This is a genomic window from Micromonospora sp. NPDC049081 (assembly GCF_040648835.1).
Lineage (GTDB): Bacteria > Actinomycetota > Actinomycetes > Mycobacteriales > Micromonosporaceae > Micromonospora > Micromonospora antibiotica.
The window spans coordinates 42526-59235 of record NZ_JBEZEK010000029.1; the positions used below are offsets into that span (position 1 = coordinate 42526).

Genomic DNA, 16710 nt, shown 5'->3' on the forward strand with positions numbered 1-16710 from the left:
TGCGAGAGGAGCCGCAGTGAAACTGGTCCGCGACACCTGGCTGATCTTCCAGCAGGAGGTCGGCCTGATGGTGCGCAACCCGGTGATGGTGGCGTTCAGCCTGGCCCAGCCGATCACCTATCTGGTGCTGTTCGCCCCGTTCCTCAAGGTGGTGATGGTCGACCGGGGCGCCTCCTCGTATGCGGACGCGTACCGCATCTACGTGCCCGGACTGTTCGTGGCGATGGGCCTGTTCGGTGGGCTGTTCGCCGGCTACGGGCTGCTCAGTGCCCTGCGTGCCGGCATCATCGACCGGTGCCGGGTGACCCCGGTCAGCCGCACGGCGCTGCTGCTGGGCCGGGCCCTGATGCACGTCTGCCTGAACGTGGTGCAGGCGGTGATCATCACGCTGGTGGCGCTGCCGTTCGGGCTGCGGGTGCACCTGGGCAACCTGCTCATCTCCTACGCGTTGCTGTCGGTGATGGTGCTGCTGAGCACCTCGATCTCGTACGACATCGCGCTGCTGGTGCGCAACGAGAACAGCCTCGGTGTGCTGGTGAACACCGTCGGCCAGCCGATCTCGCTGCTCGCCGGGGTGCTCATCCCGCTGGTGCTGGCCCCACTGTGGATCCAGCAGGTCGCGGTCTGGAACCCGTTCGCGTGGGCCACCAACGGCATGCGGGCGCTGTTCAACGGTCAGATCGGCCAACCCGTGGTCTGGCAGGGTGCGCTCATCATGATCGGGTTGGCGGCGGTCAGCCTGGTCTGGTCGTCGCACCTGTTCAACCGCGAGGTCTCCTGACGCCTGCGGATCGCCGCCTGCCAGGACGGATCGCGGCCTGCGACGGGCGGACTGCGGCCTGCGACGGGCGGCGCGCGGGCCGGTGTGACCAGGATTGATGTTGGCCATTGTCTGCCGGTGGTCCGCGCTCTAGCCTGAGCGTGTCCCAGATCGGCCGTCGCGCCGAGGTGCGGTGACCGTGAGCGTGTCAGGTGAGGAGACAACTCGTTGGGTGCCGACAACTTCCGGGCGACCCTGGCGGCCGACATGGAGCTGGGGGCCGGAAACGTCCTGCTCCGGCTGGCCGAACACGGTGCCGACCCGGACCTGCCCCGGGTGACCTTCGACGTCGACGTGGACGGGATCCCCGCCTGGACGCCGCTGTCGCTGGCCACCCTGACCGAGCGGGTCGCCGCCCGCGCCGACTGGTTCCGACGGCGCGGCATCGGCCGGCGTGACCCGGTCGCGGTCTACGTGACGTCCGCGCCCGACGTGTTCCTCAACTACCTGGCCCTCAACCGGCTCGGTGCGATCCCGGCCCTGATGAACGGCAACATGCCGATCGAGCTGGCGGCCGAGTTCATCAGGCGGCTACGCGGCGTCGGGGTCGTCATCGACGCCGACCATGCCGCGCTGCGTGAGCACGACCTCGGGGTGCCGATCCTCGGCGACGCCGCGGAGACCGGCACCGGCGACCCCGACCAGGCCCCACCGCACTACCGACACCACCCCGAGGACCCGGTCGCCATCACCCACTCGTCGGGGACCACCCGGGTGCCGGCCGCGATCGTCCACTCGCACCACGGGCTGTTCGCCGCCATCCGGGCGGTCCGGCTCACCGAGTCCCGCCCCTACGGTGAGGTACGGGAGCTGTCCGTCCTGCCGGCCGCGCACACCGCCGGCATCATCACCGTCAACCAGGCGCTCTGCAACGGCTACCAGCTGCTCTACCTGTCGGCACAGGGTGGCCCGTTCGCGCGCAGCGCCGAGACGATCCTCGACGCCATCGAACGCTGGCGGCCGACCGGCGTCTTCGGTTTCGCGGTGACCTGGTCGGAACTGGCCCGTCACGACCTGACCGCCCGTGACCTGAGTTCGGTGCGCAACTGGTTCAACACCGGCGACTGCGCCCACGAGTCGCACATCCGGCGGCTGGTCGCCGTCGGCAGCCACCCGGCGTACACCCGGCAGGGCATGGTCGACGTGCCCGGTTCGAAGTTCGTCGACATGCTCGGCTCCACCGAGATGGGCCATGGCGCGTTCCGGATCAGCCACCGCCTCGGCAGTGACCGCTACGACCGTTGCGTCGGCAAGCCGTACCCGTTCGCACAGATCGCCCTGCTCGACGTGGTGACGGGCGAGGAGGTCGCCGAGGGGGAGGTGGGCCACGTCGGGCTCAAGTCGCCGACGCTGGCGATCGGGTACTGGAACGACTCGGTCAACACCTTCCGCACCCGGCTCAACGGCTACTACCTGACCGGTGACCTGATGTACCGCGACCCGGAGGGCAACTACCACCACGTCGACCGGGCCAGCGACGCGGTCGACCTGGGCGACGGCAACTGGCTCTACACGGCGCTGTCCGAGGAGCGCATCCTCAAGCACTGCCCGGACGTGCGCGACTGCACGGTCATCGCGGTCCGGGAGGACGACGACCGCATCGTCACCGAGGTGCTGCTGCTGCTCGCCGACGACGCCGATCCGGCGCTCGACCGCGCCGACCAGGTCCGCACCGCGCTCGGCCCGGTGGTCGGCGGGACGCTGCGGCGGGTGGTCACCGTGCCCGACGACGGTGTGGTGATGGGCCCGACGGGCAAGGTCCGCAAGTTCCTGATGCGCCAGCGGCTGCTGGCCGACGCCTGAGCATCCGCCACGCGTTGACGCCTGCGCACCGGTCGCTCGTCGGCCGGCTGTGCTCGGGTCGGCCCGCCGGGCTGTGCTCCGGCTGGCTCCGCCGGGCTGTGCTCCGGCTGGCTCCGCCGGGGTGCGCTCGGCCGGTCAGCCGGGGTGCGCTCGGACGGTCCGCCGGGCTGTGTCGGCCGGCGCTCGGCGGCCAGCCCGGTCGCCTCCGCCTCCGCCACCTCCGCCGCCAGGTGTCCCCGATGGCCGGCTGCTCTGCTGCCTGCCGGCTTCCCACCCTGCCTGCTCTGCTGCCTGCCGGCTTCCCACCCCGGCGGCTGGCCCTTCCTGACGTCAGGATGCGCTGACAGCGTTATGCCGCAGCGTCATATTCATGACGCTGCGGCATAACGCTGTCCACGACAACCACTGCCAGGCCGGCGGCTCCGGCAGCTCGGGCCGCAGCCGTCGACCGTCGGTAGACCCGCCGGACCGGCGATCGACTCCCCGTCTGGTCAGCGATCGCCACGTGGACAGGCCGGCCAGCGCCCGCCTCCCTGCCCGGCCAGCGCCCGCCGCCTGGGCAGGCCGGCCAGCGCCCGCCTCCCCGCCTGGTCAGCGCCCGCCTGGGCAGGTCGGCCAGCGCCCGCCTCCCCGCCTGGTCAGCGCCCGCCTGGGCAGGTCGGCCAGCGCCCGCCTCCCCGCCTGGTCATCGATTGCCATGTGGGCGGGTCGGCCAGCGATCGCCATCCCGGCGGGCTGGACGACCGGTGCCGGGCCCGCACTCCCGGCCGGGCGCGACGGGGGCGCGGAAGGGTGGACCCGGTGGTCGTCCCGTCGGGTCGTTCGGTGGGCGGGGCCTACGGGGCCCCGCCCACCGACGTCACCGCAGTCGGGACTCGATCGCCTCGATGATGCGGGGGCGCAGTTCGGCGGCCCGGATCACCGCGTCGACCGAGCCGACCTCCACCGCCCGCTGGATGTTGTGCACCCGGTCGAACTCCGCCGCCACCTCGCCGAGCTTCTCCGCGCGGACCGCCGCGCGGGTCTCGTCGAGTTCCGCGGTCAGGGCCGCCCGCTCGGTGCCGGTGGCCGCCGCGACCCGCGCCTCCAGGTCGCGCACCCGCAGGTCGGCGGCGGTACGGGCATTGACGTCGCCGGAGAACACCACCGCCGCCGCCGGGGCGCCGCCGAGCACCGAGGCGAACGAGCCCTCCAGTGCCAGCACCGTCATGTTCGGGTTCAGCGCCTTGGAGAAGACCACGAACGCCCCGCCGTGATAGCGGGAGATCACGCAGAACACGATCGGCCCGCGGAAGTTGACGATCGCCCGGCCGATCTCGGCCCCGTACTCCAGTTGCAGTTTGCGCATCGACTCGGGTGAGCCGTCGAAGCCCGACAGGTTCGCCAGCACCACCAGCGGCCGGTTGCCGCTGGCCGCGTTGATCGCCCGCGCGGCCTTCTTGGACGAGCGCGGGAACAGGGTGCCCGCGGTGTAGGTGTCCGGGCCGTCGGTGGGCGGGAAGCCCCGGCGGGGCACCGACCGCGACTCGATGCCGAGCAGGCAGACCGGGATGCCACCGAGGTGGACGTCCTGCACCACCGCGGTCTCCGCGTCGGCCATGCCCGCCCACCGCTCCAGCACCGGGTGGTCCTGGTCGGACAGCGCCCGCATCACCGTACGGATGTCGAACGGCTTCTTGCGGTCCGGGTTCGCCGTGGCGGAGAAGATCTCGCCGACGGTGGTGAAGTCGCTGCCCGCCACGGTGTGCGGGAAGGCGGAGACGTCCCGGTCGGCCGGGTCGGCGGTGGTCGCCCGACGCGGGGCGTCCTCCCCGGGCGCGACGTACGTGTGGTCGTAGTACGACATCAGCACGTCCCGGGCGGCCGTCAGGTTGGGTGCCCAGTACTGCGCCTGCCCGTTGGGGCCCATCACCCGGTCGTAGCCGCCGATGCCGAAGTTGTCCTCGGCGGAGACCCCACCGGAGAAGTCCAGCGACTGCTTGCCGGTGAGCACCATCGCGGCCTCCGGCGTCATCACCAGGATGCCCCGGGTGTGCATGAGCATCGTCGCCTCGGCGTTCCAGTACGGCTGGGCGCCCACGTTGATCCCCGCGACCACGATGTTGATCTCGCCGCCGTCCTGGGTGAACTCGACGATCCGCTTGAGCGCCGCCGCCACCCAGTCCATGTTCTCGGTGCCCGACGTCATCGAGATCCGGGCGCCGGCCGACAGGGCGTACCACTCCAGCGGCACCTGGAGCCGCTCCGCCAGATCCAGGGCGGCGATCACCCGCCGGCACTCGGCCTCGGAGAGCGCGCCGAGCGACTTGGTCGGGTCGCCCAGCAGCACCACCCGGGTGACGCCCTGCGGGTGCCTCGGGGTCGGCGTGGTGACCACCCCCGCGACGATCGCCGCCGTGTTGCGCCCCCGGGGCCGGTCCACCGGCATCAGCGCGTGGTCGTCGTCGAGGTCGTGCTCGACGAACTGGCCGAGCATCCCGGTCAGCTCGTACGGGTAGACCGTGTTGCGGCTGCTGGCCCGCAGGACCTTCAGCCGGTAGTCGTCGAGCGGCTCGACCGGGTCGGTCGGCGGCTCACCCATGCTCAGCTCGGCCCCACCGGTGGCGTCGAACGAGATCCGTACCGCGATCTTGGTCAGCTCACCGGTGCGGCGGTCGCGCTGGCGCGCGATGAACAGGATCTCCTCCAGCCCCGCGCCGACAGTCGTCGGGCGGACCCGCCCGGCGATCATCTCCATCTCCTCACGGGTCAGGTCGCTCGGCGGCCAGACGTAGATGACGATCCGGTTGGTGTTGAAGCGGGTCTTGGACGGGCGGCGGGTCTGCGCCCGACGGATCGAGTCCAGGCAGGTGGCGACGATGTCCTCGGCCGTGGGCAGGGCGACCAGCCGACCGTCGTGCTCGCGCAGCGCCGTCAGGTCACGCACCTGGGCGAACGCGACGAGCCGCTCGTCGGACGGGTTCTCCCGGGCGACGGCCTGGAAGAGGTAGACCTCCTCGTCCGACGACGGCAGCCGGGTCAGGTCGAACTTGCGCAGCCGCTCCAACTGCATCCGCTGCGCGATGTACGGGTGCAGGCCCCGGATCAGCCGCTCCTCGCTCATCCCCGTGCTCGACGGGCGGAACGTGAAGTGGTGGTGCATCACCGCGCCGCCACGCCCGGCGACGGTGGTGGTGAGCCGACGGACCTGGGCCGGCAGCGGGTGCGCGTTGACGACCTCCAGCAGCGCGGCGGCCATCGCGTCGAAGTCCTCCGGCTGGTTCTCCCAGCCGAGGTAGATGTCGGCGTCGACGGCGGAGCCGTCCCCGGCCAGCTCGGCGAGCCCACGCAGCGCGTCGCCCAACGCGTCGAAGCGTACGGCGGCGGAGAGCAGGCTGGAGTCGGCCCGTTCGGCCACCACGAACGTGCAGTCGGCGACCTGGCGGGTGCGGACGTCGGCGAGACCCTTGTTGCCGTAGTACCGCCGGGTCAGCACCTCCAGCATCACCGCGTTGTCGAGGTGGTCCCGGACGAGCCGCTGGCCGAGCACCCGGACCAGGGGTTCGGTGCTGCGGACCATCTCCGCGACCCGCTCGGCGCGGTCCGCCGCGTCCGGGTGCGCGTCCAGGTGACGCAGGTGGCGGCGGACCGAGGCGTACAGCCGGGCGCGGTTGCGCAGCAGCAGCGGCTGGGCGAACCAGGCGAACACCACACCGCGCGCCAGGTCGGCGACGACCGGGAAACGCACCTGCGTCGCCGCCACCAGCCGCTCCAACGCGAGACCGGCGGGCTCACGCAGCACCGCGTCCGGCGGGGGCTCGCGCAGCCAGGAGCGCAGCAGCGTCGCGACGACCGTGGCGTCGGCGGAGGCCCGCTGCTGGGCCAGGAAGATGCGGAACACGGCGGCTTCGAGGGCGGGGGAACGGTCCAGCTCGGTGACGCCGTAGTGGCCGAGGGCCTTGGCCAGCTTGGCCTGGAAGGGCGCCGGCAGCCCGGCCCGCTCGACGTCGAGGCTCTGCAGGTAGGTGTGGAAATACTCGCGGGCGCTGGGGACGTGATTGTCCCCGCTGACGTCCTCACCGGTCAGCCGGTTACGGGTCAGCTCGGCAAGGTCGGCGAAGACGTCGACGAGGTCGATCTCCTCGGCCAGCGGACGGTGGCCGTCCTCGATGGCGGCCCGCCGCGCGGCGAGGTACTCGTCGAGCACCCGGCCGTCGTCGTGCGGGTCCACGTCGAAGCCCAGCAGCAGACCACGGAGGTCCTCCTGGCCGCGCCGGGACCGCTCGACCGCCGGGGCCTGGTCGGGCGCGACGGGCAGGTCCAGGGCGACCGGAACGGCGGTGGGGGCGTCCGGGGTGTCGTCGGAGTCGTCGGCGAGGGGCTCCAGCCGCAGCAGCGCCGCTCCGGCCTCCACCTGGCTGCCGACGGAGACACCGCACTCCCTGAGCCGGGCCCGGAACGGTGCCCGCAGCACCGTCTCCATCTTCATCGCCTCCAGCACCAGCACCGGTGCGCCCGCCTCGACCTCGGCACCCACCTCCACCGGCGTCGCGACGACCAGCGCCGGCATCGGGGAGCGGACCACGCCGCCCTCGTCGCGGCCGACCCGGTGGGTCACGCCGTCCACCTCGACCAGGTGGATCGCGCCGTGGGTGCCGGTGAGCAGCCGGTACCGGGCACCGTTGACGGCGATCTGCCCGGTGTGCCGGTCGAACCGGTCCAGCTCGACGTCGGCGGTGTGCACGTCGCCACCGGCCTCGATGCCGACCCGGAACCGGTGCGCGCCGACCCGGGCCACCCGCATCCGGTAGCCCACGCCGCGCAGTTTGAGGTCCAACGGCCGGCCGCTGGCGTGCTGCACCTGGGGCCGCCCGCCGAACGCCGTCGACAGCAGCCGCTGCTGCTCGGCGCGTTCCTGCTCCTCGTACGCCTCGATCGCGGCGGCGGCGAGCGCGACGGCGGAGTGCCGGTGCGAGACGAGCCGGCCCTCGGCGCGTACCCGGTCGATCCAGCCGGTGTCGGCGCTGGCGTCGATCACCTCGGGCTGGTCGAGCAGGTCGAGCACGAAGCTCTTGTTGGTCGCGCCGCCCTCGATGATCACGGTGGTGTTGGCCATCGCCCGGCGCAGCCGGCCGAGCGCCTCGTCGCGGTCCCGCCCGTAGGCGATGATCTTCGCGATCATGGAGTCGAAGTCGGCCGGGATGGTGTCGCCCTCGCTGACCCCGGTGTCCACCCGGATGCCGGGCCCGGCGGGCAGGTCCAGCCGGGCGATCCGGCCGGGGGCGGGCGCGAAGTCGCGGTCCGGGTCCTCGGCGTTGAGCCGGGCCTCGATGGCGTGCCCGCGCTCCAGCGGCGGCACCCCGTCGAGCCGGCCGCCCGCCGCGACGTGCAGCTGCGCCTTGACCAGGTCGAAACCGGTGGTCAGTTCGGTGATCGGGTGCTCCACCTGGAGCCGGGTGTTGACCTCCAGGAAGGCGAACAACCGGTCACCCGGGTGGTAGAGGAACTCGACGGTCGCCGCTCCCCGGTAGCCGACCGCGACGGCCAGCCGTTCGGCTGACGTCTTGAGCTCGACGGCCTGCTCCGGGCTGAGCACCGGGGAGGCGGACTCCTCGATGACCTTCTGGTTGCGCCGCTGCACCGAGCAGTCGCGTACGCCGAGCGCCCAGGCGGTGCCCTGACCGTCCGCGATCACCTGGACCTCGACGTGCCGGGCACCGGTGACCAGGCGCTCCAGGAAGACGATGCCGCTGCCGAAGGCGCGGGCCGCCTCCTGGCTGGTGCGCTGGTAGGCGTCGGCCAGCTCGGCGTCGCTGGTGACGACGCGGATGCCCCGCCCGCCACCACCGGCGGTCGCCTTGAGCATCAGCGGATAGCCGATCTCGGCGGCGGCGGTGATCGCCGCCTCCAGGGTCTCCACCGCGCCCCGGCTCCACGGCGCGACCGGCACGCCGACCTCCTCGGCGATCAGCTTCGCGCCGATCTTGTCGCCGAGCTTGCGCATCGCGTCCGGGCTCGGCCCGACGAAGGTCACCCCGATCTTCTCGCACAGCTCCGCGAAGGCCGGGTCCTCGGCGACGAAACCCCACCCGACCCAGGCGGCGTCGGCCCCGGTCTCGACCAGGGCGTGCTCCAGCTTCTTGAGGTCGAGGTACGGCCGGGCGGAGGCGGGACCGAGGTCGTAGGCGACGTCGGCCTCGCGGACGAATGTCGCGGTGCGGTCGACGTCGGTATAGAGGGCCACGGTTTCGATCCGCGTGTCGGTCTGCGCGGCCAGCTCTCGGACCGCGTGAATGAGGCGCATCGCGGCCTCACCCCGGTTGACGATGGCGACACGGCTGAACACCCGACCGACTCCTCCGGTAGATCCACGAGTACGCGCCGCAAGGCATCGACCCCCGACAGCGATCACCCTTCCGGCTGCCGGCCGGTAGCGCCATGTCGTAATCACCGAACCCTGAGCGGTGACCGTTGTAGGAACCCCACAAAAGTTTTTGGTCCTCCCCGCCCGCGCCGGTGGTGGCGCGGCACCCGCCGCAGGTCGCGGGGGTCAGGCGTCGGCAGTCGCCGTCGCGGCCACCTCGCGGCGGCGGATCACCGCGATCAGCGCCGTGCCGACGGTCAACAACGCCCCGGCCACGACCAGCGCCACCGCCCCGTTCACCCGCAACGTCAGCACCGCGGAGACGAACGCGCCCAGCCCCATCGTGGTGATCGCCCCGAACCGGCGCAGCCAGGCCGTGCCCGGACCGCCGGCGGCCCGGCTGTCGGTGGAGAGGTTCACCATGGTCATGGTCACCACGACCGTGGAGAGGTCCCGGATACCGATGTGCTTGACCGCTGCGGCCTGCGCGCCGAGCACCAGGGCGAGCAGCCCGGTGACGGCCAGCATCACCCCGTGCGTCGGTGGGCCGGTGGCGAGCCAGAGCCCGGCCAGGGCGAGGGTCAGCACACTGCCGCCGACCAGGATGGCCAGCCCGGCGGCGGGCAGCGCCGCCGGCCCCGACGAGCGCCGGGTCAACCGGGCGGCGAGCACCGCGCCGAGCATGAACGCCAGCAGCGCCACCAGGTTGTTGAGCACCGGCAGGCCGGACACCCCGGCCAGCCCGAAACCGATGAAGAGCACGTTGCCCGTCATGTTGCCGGTGAAGACCCGGTCCAGCGCGAGGTAGCTCACGCCGTCGACCGCCCCGGTCGCCGCGGTCAACACCAGCAGCGGCAGCTCGTAGCTTTTCGTCATGGGCCCTTCCGATGATCGTTTCCGGCCGGAGTCTACCCATGACCTGCGGGAACGTCCCGGGCGACCGGGACGGCGGTCCCTGGTGGCCGGGACGTGGCGGCCCGTTGACTGGGCCCATGGCCAACGTTCCGGACCACTTCCCCGCCCACGTCAAGGGTTCCTACGTCAACTGCGAGGAGTACGCCCGCGAGGCGCGCCTCACCCCACCACCGGACCACATCCCCGCCCACGTGAAGAACTCGTACGTCAACTGCCAGGAGTACGCCCGCGAAGCGCGGCTCACCCCGCCGCCGGACCACATCCCGGCCCACGTGAAGAACTCGTACCCGACCTGTCAGGAGGCGGTCCGCCCGCCCCGGCTCACCCTCGTCCCGGCGGCCGGGGCATGACCACCGTCGTCCCGCCCCGGCTCGACCCCGCCTGGCGGGAGTGGCTCGTCGAGAACCTCGCCATGGGCGCGTCGGTGCCGCAGGTGCGGGCCGCCGCCGTCGCCGGGTCCGCCGACCCCGACGCCGTCGACGCCGAGCTGCGGGACCTGGCCGACCACCCGTACCTCGCGGTGTGCCGCCGGCTCGCGCTGCGCTACGACTGGCTGGAGTCGGTGCTCGACACGTACCGGACGCTGCGCGACAGCGACGGCGGGCGGACCCTGGAGCGGCGCGCGGACCTCGACCCCGCCGAGTTCTTCTCCCGCTACTACTTCGGCAACCGCCCGGTCGTGCTGGACGGCCTGATGGCCGACTGGCCCGCCCTCGGCTGGACGCTTTCCGGCCTGGCGGCGGCCTGCGGCGACGCCGAGGTCGAGGTGATGACCGGGCGGGAGGCCAACCCCGACCACGCCTGGCAGTACGACCGGCACCGCACCAGCATGCCGTTCCGCGACTACCTGGCGCTGCTCGGCTCGGGCCGGCGCACCAACGACTACTACATGGTGCCGCGCAACGAGAACTGGTCCGGGGCGTTGCGCCCGCTCGCCGCCGACATCCGGGCGCCGGCGGGGATCGTGGACCCGTCCGGGCTCGGGCACCTGCTGCTCGGGCCGGCCGGCACGGTGACCCCGCTGCACGTGGACAACAGTTCGGTGCTGCTCGGCCAGGTGCTCGGCCGCAAGTACCTCCGGCTGGTCCCGTCGTACGAGCGGCACCTGGTCTATCCGCGCGGCGGCACGTTCAGCGCGGTCGACGCGGCGGACCCGGACCTCACCCGGCATCCGCGGTTCGCCGAGGCGACGGTGCTCGACGTGGTGCTGGAACCGGGGCAGCTGTTGTTCGTGCCGGTGGGCTGGTGGCACTGGGTGCAGGCGCTGGAGGTCAGCGCCACCGTCAGCTTCCACCACTTCCGCGTCCCGGGGCAGAACCACAAGATGGCCACCCCGCCGGCAGCCGGTGTCGACCGGTGACGCCGGGGCGGCCCCGCTCGACCGGAGCGGGGCCGCCCGCTGCCACCGGTGACCGCCTGAGCGTCGGCCACCCCTGCCACCCCTTGCTCACATGCATTATCGTCGATCGGACTGTGGGGTGATCCGGCGTGCCGGATCTTCGATTGTGAAGGTGGCCGTTTTGCGTTATGCCGATGGACCGGGCGTGACCTACGAGGTCTACGTCGAGGCGATTCCGTCCCGGGTCTGGGAACTGGTGACCGACATCCACCTGCCGGCCCGGCTGAGCCCGGAGTTGCAGCGGGTGGAGTGGCTCGACGACACCAACGGCCTGGCCAAGGGGGCCAGCTTCCTCGGTTACAACAGCCATCCACGCATCGGTGAGTGGCGGACCGCGTCGTACGTCACCGAGCTGGACCAGGAGCGGGTCTTCGGGTGGGTCGTCACGGACGTGGACGGCGCGTTCGCCGGCCCGGACGGCGCCGGCCGGGCCGACGTGTCGTCCCCGGCGGCCACCTGGCGTTTCGAGCTGGAACCGGAGGGCGCCGGCACCCGGCTGCGGCAGACCGCCCAGGTCGGTCCGGGCCGGTCCGGCCTCAGCCTGGTGATCGACCAGGCCCCCGAGCACGAGGAGCAGATCGTCGAGTCCCGCCTCGGCCAACTCCGCTCCCACATCGAGTCCGTCCTCGACGGCATCAAGGCCCTGGCCGAAAACCGAACCCCCTAACCCCCCTCCCTCCCCCTAACCTCCCGCCCCGCCCGGAGCGTCCCGGTGATCAAGAGGAATGCGTCAGGAACCGCTCGTCGGGTGACGTTTTCCTCTTGATCACCGGGAGTTGGCGGGGTGCTGCGACGTGGCGGGCGTGGTGGGGGAGAGGGCGGGATTAGGGTGGTGGCGTGGATCAAGAGGATCGGATCGCGCTGTTTCTCGACTACGAGAACCTCGCGCTGGGCGCGCGGGACCACCATGGCGGGCGGGCCTTCGACTTCCGCCCGATCGCCGACGCCCTGGCGGAGCGGGGTCGGGTGGTGGTGCGGCGGGCGTACGCCGACTGGTCGTACTTCGACGAGGACCGCCGGATGCTCACCCGCTCGCACGTCGAGCTGATCGAGATCCCCCAGCGGATGGGTGCGTCCCGCAAGAACGCCGCCGACATCAAGATGGCGGTCGACGCGGTGGAGCTGGCCTTCGAGCGCGGCTACATCTCCACCTTCGTGATCTGCACGGGGGACAGTGACTTCACCCCGCTGGTGCACAAACTGCGCGAACTCAACAAGCGGGTCATCGGGGTCGGGGTGGAGAAGTCCACCTCGGCGCTGCTCCCGCCGGCCTGCGACGAGTTCCTCTACTACGACCGGCTGGAGGGCGTCGACGTCCTGCCCGTCCGGGCCCGGCGGGCCCGGCCGGCCCGCGCGGCGGAGCCGCAGCAGGTCGAGGCGGTGGAGCAGGAGCAGGCCGAGGCGGATCGTCCACCGGCCGCCGAGGAGCCGGTACGCGACGCGGACGCGCTCGCCGTGCTGGTCGCGCAGACCGTGGCCGGCCTCCAGGGCAGCTCCGACGGCGAGGTGACCGCCTCCCGGCTCAAGCGCACCCTGCTGCGCAAGGACCCGACCTTCAGCGAGTCCGACTACGGGTTCCGCACCTTCGGCGAGCTGCTGCGTCACCTCGCCGGGCACAACGTCGTCGAGTTGGCGGAAGGGCCGGCCAAGGGGGATCCCGAGGTGTCCCTGCCCGAGCACGGCGACCAGGAGTTGGCCTTCGCGCTGCTGCGCGGCGTGGTGGCGGAGCTGGCCGGGTCCGGCGGCCCGGTGGCGTTGTCCGGACTCAAGAACCAGCTCCGCCGGGCCCGCCCCGAGTTCAGTGAGAAGAAGCTCGGCTACCGCAGTTTCCTCCAGTTCTGCAAGGCCGCCGCCACCGCGAACGAGGTCGCCCTGGCCTGGAGCGCGGAGGCCGACGACTACCTGCTCACCCCCCGGCAGGGGTGACCGGGCCGGCTCCGTGAGGGACCTCGACGAATTCGTGACTCACGTCCTGAGGCCAATTTGCTATACGGTCGGCAAATGATGGTCGAGGAGCACTGGTGGAACGGTGACCCGAGCCCGCGCGGGCGGCGGGACGTGTACATCCGTACCGACGGGGAGGCCTGGGAGGTCCAGGCGCAGATCGGCGGGGCGTCGGGTCGCTCCCGCGTGCAGCAGTGCCCGAGCCGGGCGGCGGCGGTAATCCTCGCCGACGCCTGGCGCGGCAGCAACCCCTCCTGGCGCGGGCTGCATCACTGATCGGCCGGGCCGGTCGGCGGGCGGTCCGCACCGCGTCCCGCCCGCATCCGGCCCCCGGTGGAGTTTCCCGGGCCCGATCGAAAGTCATCCGCGCCCGGCTGAGGGCCCCTTCGGGTCGGCCCCCGACGTTCCCACCGCGCGGAAACGCTGATTACTGAGAGTGAAATTCTCGTTACGAAGGTGCCCTGAGCTGCCCGTGGTCACCCGAGTTAATTGGCAACATTCTTGACAGAAGCGCGGCATATCGACATCCTTCGTGGAGAGCGCTCTCCCCCGGTGCGCGCAAACCACCCGCCCCCGATGTCGTCCCCGAGGAGCCTCCCGTGCTCGCAACCCGACCCCTCACCCGCGCGGCGGTCGCCCTGGTCACCCTTGCCGCCGCCCTCGTCCTGCCGGCCCAGGCCGAGCCCGCCTCGGCCGCCATCGGCGGCATCAGCTGGCAGGACGAGTTCAACGCCGCCGCCGGCACCCCCGTCGACCAGAACAGATGGCGTTTCGACATCGGCGGCGGTGGCTGGGGCAACAACGAGCGGCAGTACTACACCAACAGCACCAGCAACGCCGTCCACGACGGACAGGGCAACCTGGTGATCACCGCCCGCAAGGAGAACCCGGCCAACTACCAGTGCCACTATGGCCGGTGTGAGTACACCTCGGCCCGGCTGCTCACCGCCGCCACCTTCAACCAGGCGTACGGCCGGTTCGAGGCCCGCATCAAGATCCCGCGCGGGCAGGGCATCTGGCCGGCGTTCTGGATGCTCGGCAACGACATGGGCAGCGCCGGCTGGCCCGCCGCCGGTGAGATCGACATCATGGAGAACATCGGCCGGGAGCCGAACACCGTCTACGGCACCGTGCACGGCCCTGGCTACTCCGGCGGAGGTGGCATCACCGGCAGCCGTACCATCGGCCAGCCCCTCGCCGACACCTTCCACACCTACCGGGTGGACTGGGAGCCGAACCTCATCGTCTGGTACCTCGACGGCGTCGAGTACCACCGCGTCGACCCGTCCCGGCTCGGCGGCAACCGCTGGGTCTACGACCACCCGTTCTTCATGATCCTCAACGTGGCGGTGGGCGGCAACTGGCCCGGCTACCCCGACGGCTCCACCCAGTTCCCCCAGCAGATGCTCGTGGACTACGTGCGGGTCTCCAGCTACGTCCCCGGCGGCGGCAACCCGCAGCCCGGCACCACCCGGCTGCGGGGCGCGCAGAGCGGCCGGTGCGTCGACATCCCGAGCGCCAACCCGGTCGACGGCGCGAAACTCCAGATCTGGGACTGCAACACCACCGCCGCGCAGGCCTGGACCTTCGCCACCGACGGCACCGTACGCGCGATGGGCAAGTGCATGGACCCCGCCTGGGCCGGCACCGCCAACGGCACCGAGGTCAACCTGGTCACCTGCAACGGCAACCCGGCCCAACGGTTCACCCTCAACGGCGCCGGGGACCTGGTCAACCTCAGCGCCAACCGGTGCGTCGACGTCCGCGACCAGAACCCCAACAACGGCGGCAAACTGCACCTGTGGGACTGCCTCGGCGTGAGCAGCCAGAAATGGTCCCGCTTCTGACGCCTACCCACCGCGCGGCGCATCGTGCAGAAGAACGGCCGCATGTAGCGCAGTAGCGACCCGCCCCGGGGCTTCCCTACGGAACAAGCACGCAGGGAAGTCCCGGGGCGAATGACCGCAGGAGAGCCCCTCGGTATGTGCCGAGGGGCTCTCCTGCGCGTTCGGGGCTCCGCCGCTGCCGTCGGACCGGTCGCCGTGTGCCCGCCTCGGCACCCCGACAGATGAGGCGACCAACCAGCTCGGCCAGCCTCGCCCGGATCACCCACCTACCCGGACGACCGTACGGATCCTGTCCTGGGCGGGAGCCCGAGACCGAACCTCGCCGGGCAGCGTTGCCCGTCCGGTAGGCGCTTCGCCGGGCAGCACGGACGCAGACACGGCGATCGCCCGCACCCAGGTCGCGGGAACTATTCGGACATGCGAATCAGCGGACACATCTGGCGTCCCTGCCCGCCACTCCTGGAGGTACCTCGAATGCGGCGAGAATCTCGACGGAATCGGGTAGTTCGTTTATGCCATCCTCTTTCCAGCCATCCTTCTGGCTCATCAGACTGTCGATGACCGACTGCGGTGCAGTGGCGATCTCGTACGTGCGGCCGAACGTCACCCCCTGGGGGTAGTCTCCAAGCTTCTCGTCGTAGGACCACTTGCCTTCCGCATCGGCGTCCAGCGCCTCTTGTGGTAACAGGAAGCGGCCGCGCCCGCCAGGCTTGCCGCACGTGTCGCGCGTCTTCGGGTCGATCCGAACAAAGAGGATGAGGTGTCGGCGTTCGGCGTCAGGTCCAAGGATCTGCCCGGAGAGGTTGAACGGTCCGGTGATGGGAATCGTGCCGTTGTTGATCCGGACTGGACAGAAGACCAGGGGTGCTGTGCCATAGGGTTTCACCTGGACGTCGGCCGGCCCAGGAGTGGCAGAGCAGCTGGGGCTGGGGCTGGGGCCCACCTTCGGCTCGGAGGGTGCTGTGGACGGACTGGAGGATGTCGGGGGAGGCGTCGGGGCCGGCGGTTTGGCGGCCAGTGCTACCTGGGCGATGGTGGCTACCCCGAAAACGACGGCCGCCGCGAAAGGCATGATCGTCCACTTTTGGTCGTGCTTGCGGACATGCAACCAGACCATAAACAGGATGGTGCAGAAAACTCCGCTGATCACTGCGGTTATGTAGAGCACCTGGCCGTTCATGTTCCGAGTGTCCCAGGTGACCGCCATACCCGCATCCGGTGAGAGGCGTTGATGCGACATCCCGCTGATTACCGAAGACTGAATCTGTTCTGTCGGTTATCTGACTGGCGGCACAGGCGATATGCCCGAGCCGGGTCGAATGACATCTCCTGTCGAAAAGCGTTTGGACGTGGGTAGATCGGACGTGTCGCACAAACGCGGCCCTCGCCGGATGCGGCCGTGAGCCCATCGGCGACTCATCCCGGCGCTGTCGGCATGACGGTCTGGTCGGGACGGGAAGCATGGGCATGTAGCCCGGTTCGCCCCTGTCGGGCCGCCGGCAACCACGCAGGCCCGGATCGGTTTCGCGGCGGGGCATGGAGGGGGCGCTGCGAGGTGCCCGCCCGGTTCGGCGCACCAGCTCCACCGCCGCGGCGGACGGGCCACCGCTGAGGCAAAGGGGTGCGACCCCGAGGGCGG

11 protein-coding genes are annotated in these 16710 nt (G+C 71.3%); 8 read left to right on the top strand and 3 right to left on the bottom strand.

What is annotated here, in order from left to right; genetic code table 11:
• Positions 1–16: 16 nt before the first annotated feature.
• Positions 17–781, top strand: a complete 765-nt coding sequence (locus AB0B63_RS28340; protein ID WP_208569117.1) for an ABC transporter permease — start codon at positions 17–19, stop codon at positions 779–781.
• A gap of 246 nt (positions 782–1027) precedes the next feature.
• On the top strand, positions 1028–2623 hold the full coding sequence (locus AB0B63_RS28345; protein ID WP_208569154.1) for a class I adenylate-forming enzyme family protein: 1596 nt from the start codon (positions 1028–1030) through the stop codon (positions 2621–2623).
• An 859-nt stretch (positions 2624–3482) separates the two neighbouring features.
• On the opposite strand, the gene AB0B63_RS28350 is transcribed toward AB0B63_RS28345, so the two are convergent.
• Positions 3483–8948 carry a carboxyl transferase domain-containing protein gene (locus AB0B63_RS28350; protein ID WP_357024188.1) on the bottom strand — a complete coding sequence of 1822 codons (5466 nt, stop codon included), beginning with the start codon at positions 8946–8948 and terminating at the stop codon, positions 3483–3485.
• A 204-nt stretch (positions 8949–9152) separates the two neighbouring features.
• Positions 9153–9842 (bottom strand): YoaK family protein, encoded by a 690-nt coding sequence (locus AB0B63_RS28355; RefSeq protein ID WP_208569119.1) that lies wholly within the window; start codon positions 9840–9842, stop codon positions 9153–9155.
• 116 nt (positions 9843–9958) lie between these two features.
• Between AB0B63_RS28355 and AB0B63_RS28360 the strand changes: the two genes are divergently transcribed.
• The 6 genes from AB0B63_RS28360 (at position 9959) to AB0B63_RS28385 (ending at position 15071) form a co-directional block, all read left to right on the top strand.
• Positions 9959–10231, top strand: a complete 273-nt coding sequence (locus AB0B63_RS28360; RefSeq protein WP_357024191.1) for a hypothetical protein — start codon at positions 9959–9961, stop codon at positions 10229–10231.
• Positions 10228–11241 (top strand): cupin-like domain-containing protein, encoded by a 1014-nt coding sequence (locus AB0B63_RS28365; protein WP_357024194.1) that lies wholly within the window; start codon positions 10228–10230, stop codon positions 11239–11241. Before AB0B63_RS28360 ends, AB0B63_RS28365 begins: the two co-directional genes overlap by 4 nt.
• Positions 11242–11425: 184 nt before the next feature.
• Positions 11426–11947 carry an SRPBCC family protein gene (locus tag AB0B63_RS28370; RefSeq protein WP_219469105.1) on the top strand — a complete coding sequence of 174 codons (522 nt, stop codon included), beginning with the start codon at positions 11426–11428 and terminating at the stop codon, positions 11945–11947.
• A 170-nt stretch (positions 11948–12117) separates the two neighbouring features.
• On the top strand, positions 12118–13206 hold the full coding sequence (locus AB0B63_RS28375; RefSeq protein WP_357024197.1) for an NYN domain-containing protein: 1089 nt from the start codon (positions 12118–12120) through the stop codon (positions 13204–13206).
• Positions 13207–13281: 75 nt separating this feature from the next.
• Positions 13282–13500 (top strand): hypothetical protein, encoded by a 219-nt coding sequence (locus AB0B63_RS28380; protein WP_091251726.1) that lies wholly within the window; start codon positions 13282–13284, stop codon positions 13498–13500.
• Between the two features lie 323 nt (positions 13501–13823).
• Positions 13824–15071: a glycoside hydrolase family 16 protein gene (locus AB0B63_RS28385; protein WP_307799570.1), complete on the top strand. Its 1248-nt coding sequence runs from the start codon at positions 13824–13826 to the stop codon at positions 15069–15071.
• A gap of 424 nt (positions 15072–15495) precedes the next feature.
• On the opposite strand, the gene AB0B63_RS28390 is transcribed toward AB0B63_RS28385, so the two are convergent.
• Entirely contained in the window at positions 15496–16251 is a 756-nt protein-coding gene (locus AB0B63_RS28390; protein ID WP_357024201.1) for a hypothetical protein, read from the bottom strand.
• Positions 16252–16710 lie beyond the last annotated feature (459 nt).